This window comes from Chryseobacterium panacisoli, assembly GCF_008274625.1.
GTDB classification, from domain to species: Bacteria; Bacteroidota; Bacteroidia; order Flavobacteriales; family Weeksellaceae; genus Chryseobacterium; species Chryseobacterium panacisoli.
The window spans coordinates 644,305-658,938 of the sequence record NZ_VTRU01000001.1 but is presented as its reverse complement, the minus strand read 5'-3'; the positions used below and the strand labels follow the sequence as shown (position 1 = coordinate 658,938).

Below are 14,634 nucleotides of genomic sequence, written 5' to 3'. Positions count from 1 at the left end.
TAAATATTTTGTGGTTTATGCTTAATTTACAACTGATAATTACAAAATCATACTTAGTTGCACTCTTTTTCTGGCTTCATCTACTTCTGTTACTTTTACACGGACATGCTGGTGAAGTTTTACCACTTCATTTACATCCGATACAAACCCGTCTTTTAACTGGGAGATATGAACCAATCCGCTTTCTTTGATTCCAAGATCTACAAAACATCCAAAAGCAGTAATGTTGTTCACAATTCCTGGAAGAATCATGCCTGCTTTTAAGTCTTTAATGCTTTTGACAGTAGGGTCAAATTCAAATACCTTGGCCGCTTTTCTTGGATCCAGACCTGGTTTTTCAAGCTCTTTTAAAATATCTTTGATGCCTAAGATTCCGATTTCACCTGTGATATAGCTTTCCGGTTTTACCAGAGCTATTTTTTCTTTATTAGCGATCAGCTCATGGGTTTTAATACCTAAGTCTTTGGCTATTTTTTCCACTATTCCATAAGCTTCAGGGTGTACAGCAGAATTATCCAACGGATTTTTTGCATTTGTAATTCTTACAAAAGCGGCTGCCTGCTGGAAGGCTTTTTCTCCAAGCCTCGGAACTTTTTTAAGCTGTTTTCTGTCTTCAAACGCTCCGTTTTCAGCGCGGTAATTGACAATGTTTTCAGCCATTTTCTCTCCGATTCCTGAAACATAGCTTAAAAGTGATTTACTTGCTGTATTTAAATTAATTCCCACAGAATTTACACATTTCATCACAGTAGAATCTAACTCATTTTTCAGTTGAGTCTGATCTACATCATGCTGGTACTGCCCAACTCCAATAGACTTGGCATCAATTTTTACCAATTCAGCTAACGGATCAGAAAGTCTCCTTCCGATAGAAACAGCCCCACGCACCGTTACATCATAGGTTGGAAATTCTTCCCTTGCAATTTTACTGGCCGAATAAACTGATGCTCCGGCCTCTGAAACTACAAAAACCTGCAGCGGTTTATCGAAAGCAATCTTTTTGATAAAAAATTCTGTTTCACGGCTTGCCGTTCCGTTTCCGATAGAGATCGCTTCAATATTATAAGCATTCACCATTGAACGGATCTTTTTCATTGCCATTCCGCTTTCATTCTGCGGAGCGTGAGGGTAAAGAGTTTCATTGTGCAGTAAATCTCCTTTTTCATCCAGGCACACTACTTTGCACCCGCTTCTGTATCCCGGATCTATTGCCAGAATTCTTTTCTCTCCCAAAGGAGGAGCAAGCAGAAGCTGGCTTAAATTCTCAGAGAAGATTTCAATTGCTTTTTTATCTGCTTTTTCCTTGGCTTCCTGTAATGCTTCATTGGAGATAGCAGGTTCTAAAAGTCTTTTATAACTGTCTTTTATCGCTATTGCAATTTGGTCCGAACTTTCATTATTGGATTTGATAATAGCTTTTTCAATGAAGTCAATAGCTTCTTCTTTGTCTATTCCTACGTTTGTTTTTACAAAACCTTCTGTTTCGGCTCTTAACATGGCGAGAAGTCGGTGAGATGGTGTTCTGCTGAGACTTTCTTCCCATTCAAAATATTGAGAGAATTTTTGAGCATCTTCCTCATCTTTTTTAGCTTTCACCACTTTGGAGGTAACAACTGCCTTACGCTGAAAGAGCCTGCGGAGATTCTTACGGACATACATATTTTCGTTGATCCATTCTGCCATGATGTCTCTCGCACCCTGAAGCGCTTCTTCTTCGGAGGCAACTTCATTGTTCAGGTATTTTGAAGCCAGAAACTGAATGTCATTATTTTTCTGACTCATAATGATCCTGGCTAAAGGTTCCAGTCCTTTTTCCTTGGCAGTATCAGCTTTGGTTTTCTTACGTTTTTTGAAAGGCAGATATAAATCTTCCAGCTCCTGAATATCAAAGCTGTCTTCAATTCTCTGTTGAAGTTCAGGACTTAAAGCATTCTGTTCTTCTATAGATTTTAAGATAGATTCTTTTCTCTTGACAATGTCTTCAAACTGTTTGCTGATCTTTGAGATCTGTTCGATCTGTATTTCATCAAGATTTCCGGTTTTGTCTTTTCGGTAACGGGAAATAAAAGGAATAGTGCAGTCTTCTGCTAATAATTGTAAAGTATTGTTGATGCTCTTTTCAGAAATATTGAGCTGCTTCTGTATAAATTCTACGGTCGTCATTGTTCTGTTTTCGGATAGCTAAAATAAGGTTTTTATAAAGAAAAAAGGCGAGTTGCCTCACCTTTACAATATTTTTTATTAACCAGAATTAAGGTTTCAAATCAATTGACAACGGCAATTGACATTCCGTCATATTCTTTTGCACCTACTGTTTGCATAATAGTAGCGGTAACTTTTGGATTGCTGGCCAGCATTTTATTAAAACGCTGTACACCCATCACTCTTTCATCATTGGTGTTTTCATCCAATACCTTGCCCTCCCTAATTATATTATCACATACAATCACTGTTCCGGGATGCGAAAGCTTAAGGGCTAATTCAAAATATTCTGTGTAAGGTGGTTTGTCGGCATCGATAAAAATAAAATCAAAAGGATCTTCGTTTGCAGCAATAAGCTCTTTTAACAGATCCATAGCCTTGCCAACCCGAAGATCAATCTGATCAGAAAGTCCGGCTTTTGCAATATTCCTGCTGGCAATATCAGCATGATGAGGATCGTACTCTATGGTTATTACTTTACCATCTGAAGGAATTGCCCTTGCCATCCAAATAGTGCTGTAGGCACCTAAAGTACCCAATTCTAATACACGTTTAGCCTTACACATAAGCATCATAACCTGCAAAAACTTGCCTTGCGTGGGAGTTATACTGATTTGAGGCATGGAAGCATCATCTAAAGACTGAATTGTTTCTTGGAGAAAACTGTCTTCAGGAGCTACCAGATTACTAATGTACTGATCTACTTTTTCGAAGAGTTGCTGATTCATTTTTTTTGAATTTGGTAATTGAAGTTTTATTGTCTATTTTTAGAATAATCTGTGAGATGTAGGCAAAAACAAAATCAGTAGATTATAGAATTCTAAGGTACAAATGTTTTTTATACATTTTAACCGAGATAACTAAGAATTTTAAATTTTCACCAACAATAAAAAAATAAAAAATCATTTCTTGATGTATGATAAGGCGTCTCCAAATAGGTTTTTCTATTTTTGTACCCGAAAACAACAAAATTCAAACTTTTTTAAACAGTTCAATATGAAAAAAATTAGCGTAATTGCATTAGTAGGAGTAGGATTGCTTTTAGCATCATGTAATAAAGGAAAATCTGCAGATACTGCAGCTACCGGACAGGAGCAAACAGTAGCAGAAAGCAAAGGTGAAACACTTGCAGTAGACACAGTAGGTTCAGTAGTAAACTGGAAAGCTTTCCACAAAGGAGGGATGGCACCTCGTTGGGGAACACTTACTGTAAAGTCTGGAGATATCAGTGTTGAGGGAGGTCAGGTTTCCGCAGGAAACTTCGTAATCGATATGAACTCTATCAAAGTAGATCCGGCTTCAGTTACAGAAAAGGATAAAAAACCTGCAGAGCTTGAAGCTCACTTGAAAACTCCTGATTTCTTTGATGTAGCGAAAAATCCTACCTCAGATTTCAAGATTACAAGTGTTACAGATTTGAAAGAAGCACCCAAAGATGCAGTAGCAGGAGCTAATAAGACCGTAAGTGGAAACCTTACTTTATCAGGAAAGACATTGAATGTAACTTTCCCTGCTAAAGTAGAAGTAGTAGAAAATTCAGCTGCTATTCAGGCTAAATTTACAGTAAATAGAGCAGATTGGGGACTTAAATTTGGTACTTCAGAAGCAGATCCGGCAGAATGGATGATCAGCAAAGATATCGAGATTGCTATTGATGTAAAAGCTAAAAAATAAGTTATTTTAAACTTTAATAACTAATGAGAGCTGCCTTGATCAAGGCAGCCCTTTTTATTGGTGGCAATGTTTTTACTATTAGAGATGAAATCAGTTCAAAATTTTTGAATGTTGAATTCTCACACAATATTCACTTCCAAGATACAAAGGATTGCCATGTTTTTCAGACCAGAAACCATCCAATATATCCTTACTTAGACAACGATATACAGCAACTCCTTTATAAATTGTATGATCGTCTCCTTTGTAATTGAAGTTGATGACTAAAATATGGTCTTTATAAAATCCTGTACCATTTTGCAGATGATCACCAATAACCCATTGGGCAATTATGCGGTTGTTTTCATCTATGGATAAAGTTAATATACCATGATAAGTAGCCTGCGAAGACTCTTCCTGGTTACTCCCTTCAAGAGTATAGCTTCCTGCCAGATCATGTACTGTCATTGGGTTGTTTTTTACGGAGGCAAATTTATAAAATCTTATTTTGACGGTAATGCAAATGCTTTGGTTCAGATTCAGGGATTTTCCTATCTATAAATTAAACTTTATTTTTGTTTTAAATTAATTTTAAAATGGCTCTTTTTCTATTCATAGCTAATCTGATTACATTTGGTGTCTTCGGTTTTGATAAATGGCAAGCCAAAAAACACCAATGGAGAATTTCAGAAAATATGCTTTTAGGAATATCTCTTATAGGTGTTGTAGGAGCAGCCTCTGGAATGATTATTTTCAATCATAAAGTTTCTAAAAAATCCTTTTTGATGAAATTTATCCTGGTTGTTCTCATTGATCTGGTAGTGTTTTATAGGCTTATAAGATATTGATATTAAAAATGTTAAATATTTTGATAGGTGATTTTTGTGATATGTTTTTTTATAAATTTACCATGCTAATATTAAATAAGACAGAACAAGATCAGAAATCTTAAAAAAATTTCTAGAATGGAATGGTAGAATGTAAGGTTGCCGATACATGCATTGTAAGATGGGTTGAGGCACCGGATTTCCAGTAATTGTGCAGAATTTGATATCCTATGCGGAGAACCACCTGCAGTAGATATATGGAAGATACAAGCTTGCGTGTAAATAGATTAATGAGTACTTTTTTTAACACTCTTTTTTTATTGCCTTGTAAATAAGTATTTTAAACATAATATTAAATATTTGTATAAGTAAATATTTTTTCATTAAAAATCACTACTTTTGCACCCGTAAAAATCTTTTATGCAAAACATTAGAAATATTGCGATTATCGCACACGTTGACCACGGAAAGACGACTTTGGTTGACAAGATCATTCACGCTACCAACATTTTCAGAGAAAATCAGGAGAGTGGGGAGTTAATTATGGATAACAACGATCTTGAAAGAGAAAGAGGGATCACAATCTTATCCAAGAATATTTCTGTTACTTATAAAGACACAAAAATTAACGTAATTGATACTCCTGGTCACGCCGATTTTGGTGGAGAAGTAGAAAGAGTATTGAAAATGGCTGATGGAGTTATTTTGTTGGTAGATGCGTTCGAAGGACCAATGCCACAAACAAGATTTGTACTACAGAAAGCATTGGAACTAGGATTGAGACCATTAGTGGTAATCAATAAAGTAGATAAACCAAACTGCCGTCCTGACGAAGTTCACGATAAGGTATTTGACTTGTTCTTCAACCTTGAGGCTACAGAAGAGCAATTGGACTTCCCTACATTCTACGGATCTTCAAAACAAGGTTGGTTCAACACTTCATTAGAGCAAACTGAAGATATTATGCCATTATTAGATGGTATTTTACAATATGTTCCTGAACCGAAAGTAACAGAAGGAAATCTTCAGATGCAGATTACTTCTCTTGATTTCTCTTCTTTCTTAGGAAGAATTGCAATCGGAAAAGTGACAAGAGGTGAGATCAAAGAATCTCAGTGGATCGGTCTTGCTCAGGCAGAAGGTAAAATTGTAAAAGGAAAAGTAAAGGAACTTTACGTTTTCGAAGGATTAGGAAAGAAAAAAGTAACTGAAGTAAAAGCAGGAGATATCTGTGCTGTAGTAGGTTTTGATGCTTTCCAAATTGGTGATTCTTTCGTTGATCTTGAAAATCCTGAGCCATTGGAAAGAACAGCAATTGACGAGCCTACATTGAACATGACATTCTCTATCAATAACTCACCTTTCTTCGGTAAAGATGGTAAATATGTTACTTCTAACCACCTGAAAGAAAGATTAACTAAAGAATTAGAGAAAAACTTAGCATTAAGAGTTCAGCAGACTGATGATGCAAACACTTTCTTAGTGTTCGGTAGAGGTATTCTTCACTTATCCGTTTTGATCGAAACTATGAGAAGAGAAGGGTATGAAATGACAATTGGGCAGCCACAGGTTATCTTCAAAGAAATTGATGGTGAGAAATGTGAGCCTTATGAATCTTTGGTTGTTGACGTTCCTGAAGAGTTTGCTTCAAGAGTAATCGACTTGGCAACTCAGAGAAAAGGTGACCTTCACATCATGGAAACTAAAGGTGAAATGCAGCACATGGAGTTTGAAATTCCTTCAAGAGGTTTGATCGGACTACGTTCTCAGATGTTGACCGCTACTGCAGGGGAAGCTATTATGGCACACCGTTTCACAGAATATAAGCCTTTCAAAGGAACTATTCCTGGAAGAAACAATGGAGTTCTGATCAGCAAAACTACAGGTCCTGCTACAGAATATTCTATTGCTAAATTACAAGATAGAGGTAAGTTCTTCGTTGATCCGGGTGAGGAAATCTACACAGGAATGATCATCGGTGAGCAAAACAAGCCGGGAGATTTGGTAGTAAACATCGTAGAAGCAAAACAGTTGAACAACATGAGAGCTTCTGGAAAAGATAAAGATACTGGTGTTGCTCCGAAAATCTTATTCTCTCTTGAAGAATGTATGGAATATATCCAGGGTGATGAAGCTATCGAGGTAACTCCAAACTTCATCAGAATGAGAAAGAAAATCCTTTCAGAAGAAGAAAGAAAAAGAGTAGAAAGAGGAGCGAAAGCATAATCTGAAATTCTTAAAATATAATAAAGCCTCGATGTTCGGGGCTTTTTTTCTGTGTCAACCCATTAAAATGCGTATTTTGGCATAATAATCTCTGAAAGTAAAAATAAATTTTAAAGTAGTTTTGTGACTATGAGAATGAATAAATTAAAACTTATCGTTTTATTGGGCGTTTTTGCATCTTACACTACCTCATGTTCCGTTCAGAACAATGTTGTAAAAACACCTTCAACGAAGAATCCGACAAAACCCACCAACAATACAACCCCGCCAAAAGTACCTGTTGTCACAACAAAACCTGCTACAGGAAATACAGCTTCAACTGAAGAAAACTTCAGAACCAATCTTCCGGAAATCAAAAGAGAATTCCGTGGAGCATGGATCGCGAGTGTAGCCAATATCAACTGGCCTTCAAGAAATGATCTTACGGTAGAACAGCAGAAAGCAGAAGCAATCAGTATGCTTGATATGTTGAGAGATAACAATTTCAATGCTGCTATTTTTCAGATCAGACCTTCCGCGGATGCCCTCTATACAAGTAATATCGAACCATGGTCTTACTTTCTGACTGGCGAAACAGGAAAGGCTCCTTCTCCGAACTATGATCCACTTCAGTTTTGGATAGAAGAAGCTCATAAAAGAGGTTTGGAACTGCATGTCTGGCTGAATCCTTACCGTGCACATCATACCAATGGTGGTGCCGTGAATACGCTGTCAATGGCTAATAAATTGTCCGATATTGTTTTAAGATTAAAAAACGGAATGTACTGGTTTGATCCCGCCAATCCAAAAACACAGGGGCACGTATCCAATGTGGTGAAAGATATTGTGAAAAGATATGATATTGATGCAGTACACTTTGATGATTATTTCTATCCTTACGCAACCTATAACAGAGGAGCAGATTTTCCCGATAATGCAACCTGGAATGCTTATGTAAGCAGTGGCGGTACCCTGTCCAGAGCAGACTGGAGAAGAGATAACGTTAACAAGTTTGTAGAACGTATCTATAAAGAAATCCATGCTGAAAAAAATAATGTACGATTCGGGATCAGCCCGTTCGGAATATGGAAGCCCGGATATCCTGCAGGAATTGTTGGATCTTCACAATATGACGAGCTTTATGCAGATGCCAAATTATGGTTAAATAAAGGCTGGGTAGATTACTTTTCACCCCAGCTTTACTGGCCAATTGATTCCAAAGGACAAAGCTTTGAAGCGCTGTTAAGCTGGTGGCAGTCTGAAAATACAATGAACCGTCACTTATGGCCAGGTTTAAACACCGTTGAGGTTAAAGTATCAGACCGTCCTACAGAAATCAAAAATCAGATTGCAATTTCCAGAAATATCCTGAAAAATGATGCCGGAGAAATTCACTGGAGTATTGCCGGACTGACCAAAAATCCCAATATGCTGCCCGCTTTGAAAAGCGGACCATACAGTGAAAAAGCATTAGTACCAAAGTCTCCATGGATAAAGGCGGTTCCATTGCAGACTCCTACATTGTTTATTGCAGACAACGGAAGCTTTGCACAGACAAGCTGGAGTACAAAAAATGCTGCTGATGTTTTCCAGTGGGTTCTTTTTACTCAATACAATGGAGTATGGCAAACAGAAATTTTAACACTGGATACCCTTTCAAAGGACATTCCTAAATTTAAAGACGGTAAAAAGCTGAGTGCAGTTGCTATAAAAGCCATCGACAGATTAGGAAATGAAAGTGATTATACCGCCAGAAAAATTAAATAATATTTTTTGATAAAAGGGCCCAAGGTTTAATTGCCAACTTCTATATATTATAAGTCATTACAAACCATAAAATGAAGCAATCCCAATGATAAGCTAGAAACCAGTTCTACAATAGAACTGGTTTTTATTTTAGAATAACTATAAATTATTAGCTTAAAATAATGATTTTCAATTCAATAAAAAATGTAAATAAATGATTATGTTTAAAATATAAATTGTATCGGAATCATTTTTGCATGATTCATTCTATAATCACCAAAATATAACATTATGAATACTAACAGACTTTCCACCAACATGGAAAAAGCACTTAGTGACCAGATGAATAAGGAGATTCATGCATCACACGTTTTTTTATCTTATGGAATTTGGGCCGATGATAAAGGCTATCAGGGGATTGCTAACTTTCTTTACCGCCATGCCCAGGAAGAACGGAATCACTCAATCAAATTCATGGAATACATTTTAAACAGAGGCGGAAAACCAAAAGTGGATGCTATTCCCGCTCCTCCGGCAGATCCGGACAGTCTTACAGCTTGTTTTGATGGTGTTTTTAAGCATGAAGTTGACAATACAACCGCTATTTACAGAATTGTAGATCTTTCTATGGAAGAAAAAGATTGGGCAACGTGGAATTTTATGCAGTGGTTTGTACAGGAACAGATTGAAGAAGAAACATTAGCTCAAAACTTAATTGATAAATTAAAAATCGCTGGTGGTGACAGGGCTACCGATGAATCTTTATTTACTTTAGATAAAACTTTACAGGAAGCACCGAATGATGTCCCGCTGGCTCAGAATGCCACGGGAGATAATCCATAAAATAGCCGGTGAATCCGAACCTTTTGAAAATCTGTCAGAATATTGACAGATTTTTTTATTATGAAACTCTGTCAAAAATCACTATCTTTGCACACTCGTAATTCAAGGTTCTGAGTTCAATGTTTAAAGTTGGAGAAACCTTGGGTTACCCCTAAACCTTAAACTTTGAATTTTACAATATGAAATGTGGAATCGTAGGCCTGCCGAATGTAGGTAAATCAACTCTTTTTAACTGTTTGAGTAATGCAAAAGCTCAATCAGCAAACTATCCTTTCTGTACTATTGAACCGAACCTAGGAACGGTTTCTGTACCGGACCAGAGATTGTTTGAACTGGAGAAAATCGTAAAACCTGAGAGAGTTTTACCAGCTGTAGTTGAGATTGTTGATATTGCAGGTCTTGTAAAAGGAGCCAGCAAAGGAGAAGGATTGGGAAACCAGTTCTTGGCTAATATCCGTGAGTGTGAAGCAATTATTCACGTTTTAAGATGTTTTGACAACGGAAATATCATCCACGTTGAAGGTTCTGTAGATCCTTTAAGAGATAAAGAAATTATTGATATAGAGCTGCAATTGAAAGACCTTGAAACAGTAGGAAAAGCAGTTGAGAAAGCTAAGAAATTTATCAAGTCAGGAAAGAAAGAAGATATTCTTACCTATGAAACCCTTCAGAACTTACAGAAATTTCTTGAAGATGGGAAAAACGCAAGAGAATTTGCGACTGATGATTTTGCAAAATCAATTATCGGAGAAGTTCAGCTGTTAACCAATAAACCTGTACTGTACGTTTGTAATGTAGATGAAAACTCTATCAAAAACGGAAATGATTGGATTGGTAAAATTGAAGAAATGGCTAAAGGCGAGGGGGCTGAAGTAGTAGTACTAGCTGCACAGATTGAAGCTGATATCAATGAGCTTGAAACTTTTGAAGAAAGAGAAATTTTCCTTGAAGAACTGGGTCTTACTGAGCCGGGAGTTAACCGTTTGATCAGAAAAGCTTATGACCTTTTAAAACTTCAGACGTATTTTACTGCCGGAGTAAAAGAAGTAAGAGCCTGGACTATCGGACAGGGATGGACAGCTCCACAGGCCGCAGGAGTAATTCACACAGACTTTGAGAAAGGTTTTATCCGTGCAGAAGTAATCAAATATCAAGATTATATGACTTACGGTTCTGAAGTGAAGATCAAGGAAGCCGGAAAACTTTCTGTAGAAGGTAAAGAATATATAGTACAGGATGGAGACATCATGCACTTTAGATTCAATGTATAAGAAAAATATTAAAGTTCGTTTATAATAAAAAACGCTTCCATGTATTTGGGGGCGTTTTTTGCGTTCATGAGATAAACTTTGATTATCTTGAAATTATAAATCTTAAAAAATACAGGAGTTCTAAAGACACTACAGTAAAATTAAAAAAGTCACTTCCCGGTAAGAAAAGCGACTTTTTTATAATGAAATAAAAGCTTTTTATTCAGCTTTTTCGCGTTGTTGGATTCTTAAATTTCAATTCCAGGCTGGCATTGTAATTCAGCACAGGCAAAAGAAATTCTCTTACAGGTAAGATCCGGAAGCAGACACATTTCTTTTCCGCCAGTAATTACTCTTAATTGTTTTTTGTTCAGTTTTTTTCCGTTAGTTAAATTTTGATTTTTCATAATGTATGGTTTTAAATGATCAAATTACAGCTCAATAGGTCCGGGGTCTTGAGGTCTGCATATTTTCTGGGCACAGCTAACAGAAATGGTGGTACAGTTTCTGATGTCTCCTGGTGGATAAGTCTCACAAGGAAACTCAGTACATAGGATAGGCTCCATACAATTCAGCATACCTCCTTGAATTGTTTTTAATTCTTTTTTATTAAGTCTTTTACCTTTGTTTAGATCGAGTTTTTTCATAGTATTTTATTTATGATTTGATTTCGATATTATAACTGCGGTCTGCACTCCTTTTGTGCACACTTTGGAGAAATAATAGTACACCCATTCGGGTCTGAAGAAGGCTCACATGGAAGGTCAGGGCACAGAACGGGTTCAATACAGTTGATCAGACCTCCTTTGATCGTTCTTAATTCTCTTTTGTTCAGTTTTTTTCCGATTTGAGTAATGTGATTTTTCATTGGTTTGATTTTTAGTAGGTTAGTTTTGACGAATGTAAGAAAAATAAATGAAGTATATCACTGTGTCTAGAAAAAAATAAACAAATATTTGAATAATATATAATGATATTGATTGCTAAGTTTAAATTGAATTAATAAGTATGTTGAACTTTTCAACATAATAAGAATGGACTTTTCAACACAATAATATGATTTTATATTTTGGAAATTTGTCCTATTAATACTTCAGAAAATGAGAAATAAAGAAACCGTTTTGGTTACAGGAGGATCAGGTTTCATAGCCTGCTATTGTATGATTGCCCTGCTTAACAATGGATATAAAGTAAAAGCTACACTTCGATCATTGAACAAGTCAGGATTAGTAAAACAAATGCTGAAGGAGGGAGGAATCAGTTCCTTTGAAGATTTGTCTTTTGCAGAAGCTGATTTAGAAAACGAGAAAAGTTGGGAAAAAGCTGTTGAAGGCTGCCAATACGTTATTCACACCGCTTCGCCCACTCCCCATACCGATGCAAAGACAGAAGACGATTTTGTGATACCTGCTAAAAACGGGGTATTGTTTGTGCTGAGAGCAGCCCAAAAGGCAGGAGTAAAAAGAGTTGTACTTACTTCAGCTTTTGGTGCGGTAAGCTATGGTACATCGAAGAAAACTCCGTATACCGAAGAAGACTGGACGGTAATAGATGATACTGTAGCACCTTATCAGCGCTCAAAAACCATTTCAGAAAGAGCAGCATGGGATTTTATTCAAAATGAAAGAAATGGTATGGAACTCGCCGTAGTGAATCCAACCACTGTGATGGGGCCTGTTTTATCAAGCGATTATGCGCATTCTATACAGATTATAAAGCAAATGCTCAACGGAGAAATGAAGGGATGTCCAAAACTGATTACGGGCTTTGTAGATGTACGGGATGTTGCTGACCTTCATCTTAAAGCATTAAGCATGCCTGAAGCAAATGGTCAACGTTTTATTGCTGTAGCAGGTGAAGCTCTTTCTATGCAGGAAGTGGCAGATGTTCTCAGAAAGAATTTAGGTGAAGTTGCAGGTAAAGCCCCTACCAAAGAATTGCCTAATTGGATAATCAGAGTGTTGGCTGTTTTTAATCCGAAATTAAAAATGATTGTTCCTCACTTAGGACTGGTAAAAAGAGCAAGCAGTGAAAAGGCAAAAAGCATGTTAGGGTGGAAGCCAAGAAAAGCTGAAGAAGCAATATTAGCGGCAGCGGAAAGTTTAATCAAATTTAATCAGATTTAAAATGAAAGTTATTATTACAGGAGCAACCGGGTTGGTAGGTGAGGGTGTTCTGTTGGTTTGTCTTGAAAACCCGGAAATTACAGAAGTTTTAATCATCAATAGAAAATCATTAAACCGTCAGCATAATAAGCTGAAAGAATTGATTGTGAAAGACTTTTCAGAAATAGGGAACTATGTAGCTGAACTTAACGGCTATGATGCCTGTTTTTTTTGTGCAGGGGTAAGTTCAGTTGGAGAAACTGAAGAAAGTTTCACCATGAAAACCTATGGTTTTGTTGTTCCGTTTGCTGAAACTTTATCCCGAATCACCTCAGGTATGACATTTATTTATGTCTCCGGAAACCGTACCGACAGTACAGAACAGGGTAAAGTAATGTGGGCAAGGGTAAAAGGAAGAACCGAAAATGCCTTACTTAAGCTCCCTTTTAAGACCGTTTATAATTTTCGTCCCGGATTGATGAGACCCGTAAAAGGTCAGAAAAATGTTCGTTTTATTTATCGTATTTTTGATGCATTATCACCATTGTGGTATCTGATTTTTCCCCAATGGATCTGCAGAATGGAAGAAGTAGGACAGGCTATGATTAACTGTGTTTCTAAAGGATATCCTCTATCTGTTCTGGAAGTAAAAGATATTAAGATATCGGCACAATGAAAACATTTTTAAAACTGCTTAAAAGAACATTAATTGCCTTGCTAGGCGCCATGCTGATCCTGATTTTTATGGTCTGGTTTTATATGGGTAAACCACAATTTGGAGCTTTGCCTGAAGGCGAAAGATTAGAACAGGTCAAAAAATCAATCCATTATAAAAATGGAAAATTCAGAAATCTGGAAGAAAAACCAACGATTACTGAAGGCTACAGCATGTTAGGTGAAATATGGGGATCTCTTACCAAAGAATACCCTCATACAGAACCTGAAGACATTTTACCATCAGTTAAAACAAATCTGAAATCAATCCCTGCAGACGAAAATATCATTGTATGGTTTGGACACTCATCTTTCTTTTTACAGCTGGATGGAGTAAAGATTTTAGTAGATCCGGTTTTCAGTGGTAAAGCATCTCCATTGCCCTGGGGAGTAAAGGCATATAAAGGAAGTGATATCTATACAGCAGATGATATACCGGAGATTGATTATATGCTGCTTTCACACGACCATTATGACCATCTGGATTATGAGACTGCAAAAGCATTACAGCCTAAAACAAAATACGTTGTTTGCGGGCTGGGAGCAGGAGCTCATTATCAAAGATGGGGCTATACAAAACAGCAGATTATTGAAAAAGATTGGGACGAAAAAGTACAGGTAAAGTCAGGTTTTACCATCTTTACTGAAAGTACCCATCATGATGGCGGGAGAGGCTTTAAAAGTTCACAATCTCTTTGGTTATCTTTTTTCATTCAGTCACCTGACATGACCGTGTACTATAGTGGAGATGGCGGCTACAGTGGCCGTTTTAAAAAGATTGCTGAGAAACATCCTGCTATCGACTGGGCGGTCATGGAATGCGGACAGTACAATAAAGCCTGGCAGTCGGTGCATGAACTGCCTGAAGAAGTGGCATTGGCAGTCACAGAGTTAAAAGCTAAAAATCTTCTGCCTGTTCATCATTCCAAGTTTACTCTGGCTAAACATCCCTGGAACGAACCGTTGGAACGGATCTCAGCCCTGTCCCAGACAAAACCTTACCGCCTTGCCACACCTATGATTGGTGAAAAGGTAAAACTGAATGACAATACTCAACAGTTTAAACAATGGTGGAAAAATATAAAATAA

At 37.0% G+C, this 14,634-nt stretch carries 15 protein-coding genes; 9 read left to right on the top strand and 6 right to left on the bottom strand.

Annotated elements, in window-relative coordinates; genetic code table 11:
- Positions 1–39: 39 nt before the first annotated feature.
- Positions 40–2,163, bottom strand: a complete 2,124-nt coding sequence (locus tag FW781_RS03130; RefSeq protein ID WP_149386069.1) for a Tex family protein — start codon at positions 2,161–2,163, stop codon at positions 40–42.
- Between the two features lie 101 nt (positions 2,164–2,264).
- Positions 2,265–2,930, bottom strand: a complete 666-nt coding sequence (locus tag FW781_RS03125) for an O-methyltransferase (protein WP_149386068.1) — start codon at positions 2,928–2,930, stop codon at positions 2,265–2,267.
- 268 nt (positions 2,931–3,198) lie between these two features.
- On the opposite strand from FW781_RS03125, the gene FW781_RS03120 reads away from it, so the two are divergent.
- Complete coding sequence (locus tag FW781_RS03120) at positions 3,199–3,876, top strand: YceI family protein (protein ID WP_149386067.1); 678 nt, start codon at positions 3,199–3,201, stop codon at positions 3,874–3,876.
- A gap of 90 nt (positions 3,877–3,966) precedes the next feature.
- Here the strand turns inward: FW781_RS03120 and FW781_RS03115 are convergent, their stop codons facing one another.
- A complete protein-coding gene (locus FW781_RS03115) occupies positions 3,967–4,323 on the bottom strand; it encodes a hypothetical protein (RefSeq protein ID WP_149386066.1) in 357 nt (118 codons plus the stop codon).
- A gap of 128 nt (positions 4,324–4,451) precedes the next feature.
- Here FW781_RS03115 and FW781_RS03110 point away from each other — a divergent pair, with 128 nt between their 5' ends.
- From FW781_RS03110 to ychF, 5 genes are all read left to right on the top strand, one after another.
- Positions 4,452–4,703, top strand: a complete 252-nt coding sequence (locus tag FW781_RS03110) for a DUF1294 domain-containing protein (RefSeq protein WP_149386065.1) — start codon at positions 4,452–4,454, stop codon at positions 4,701–4,703.
- A 399-nt stretch (positions 4,704–5,102) separates the two neighbouring features.
- Positions 5,103–6,908 (top strand): translational GTPase TypA, encoded by a 1,806-nt coding sequence (typA, locus tag FW781_RS03105; RefSeq protein ID WP_149386064.1) that lies wholly within the window; start codon positions 5,103–5,105, stop codon positions 6,906–6,908.
- A gap of 129 nt (positions 6,909–7,037) precedes the next feature.
- Complete coding sequence (locus tag FW781_RS03100) at positions 7,038–8,654, top strand: glycoside hydrolase family 10 protein (RefSeq protein ID WP_149386063.1); 1,617 nt, start codon at positions 7,038–7,040, stop codon at positions 8,652–8,654.
- 270 nt (positions 8,655–8,924) lie between these two features.
- Complete coding sequence (locus FW781_RS03095; RefSeq protein ID WP_047421761.1) at positions 8,925–9,476, top strand: ferritin; 552 nt, start codon at positions 8,925–8,927, stop codon at positions 9,474–9,476.
- A 179-nt stretch (positions 9,477–9,655) separates the two neighbouring features.
- Positions 9,656–10,747 carry a redox-regulated ATPase YchF gene (gene ychF / locus FW781_RS03090; protein WP_149386062.1) on the top strand — a complete coding sequence of 364 codons (1,092 nt, stop codon included), beginning with the start codon at positions 9,656–9,658 and terminating at the stop codon, positions 10,745–10,747.
- A 227-nt stretch (positions 10,748–10,974) separates the two neighbouring features.
- On the opposite strand, the gene FW781_RS22295 is transcribed toward ychF, so the two are convergent.
- From FW781_RS22295 to FW781_RS03080, 3 genes are read right to left on the bottom strand one after another with little or no spacing between them, the layout of a single operon-like run.
- On the bottom strand, positions 10,975–11,133 hold the full coding sequence (locus FW781_RS22295; protein WP_172625650.1) for a hypothetical protein: 159 nt from the start codon (positions 11,131–11,133) through the stop codon (positions 10,975–10,977).
- Between the two features lie 24 nt (positions 11,134–11,157).
- Positions 11,158–11,373: a bacteriocin gene (locus FW781_RS03085; RefSeq protein ID WP_149386061.1), complete on the bottom strand. Its 216-nt coding sequence runs from the start codon at positions 11,371–11,373 to the stop codon at positions 11,158–11,160.
- Positions 11,374–11,402: 29 nt separating this feature from the next.
- Entirely contained in the window at positions 11,403–11,594 is a 192-nt protein-coding gene (locus FW781_RS03080; RefSeq protein ID WP_149386060.1) for a hypothetical protein, read from the bottom strand.
- Positions 11,595–11,826: 232 nt separating this feature from the next.
- On the opposite strand from FW781_RS03080, the gene FW781_RS03075 reads away from it, so the two are divergent.
- The 3 genes from FW781_RS03075 to FW781_RS03065 are packed head-to-tail and all read left to right on the top strand — an operon-like array spanning position 11,827 to position 14,634.
- Positions 11,827–12,852 carry an SDR family oxidoreductase gene (locus FW781_RS03075; protein WP_149386059.1) on the top strand — a complete coding sequence of 342 codons (1,026 nt, stop codon included), beginning with the start codon at positions 11,827–11,829 and terminating at the stop codon, positions 12,850–12,852.
- 1 nt (position 12,853) lies between these two features.
- Positions 12,854–13,507 (top strand): NAD-dependent epimerase/dehydratase family protein, encoded by a 654-nt coding sequence (locus FW781_RS03070; RefSeq protein WP_149386058.1) that lies wholly within the window; start codon positions 12,854–12,856, stop codon positions 13,505–13,507.
- The gene (locus tag FW781_RS03065; RefSeq protein ID WP_149386057.1) at positions 13,504–14,634 is read left to right on the top strand and encodes an MBL fold metallo-hydrolase; all 1,131 of its coding nucleotides are present in this window, start codon (positions 13,504–13,506) and stop codon (positions 14,632–14,634) included. Before FW781_RS03070 ends, FW781_RS03065 begins: the two co-directional genes overlap by 4 nt.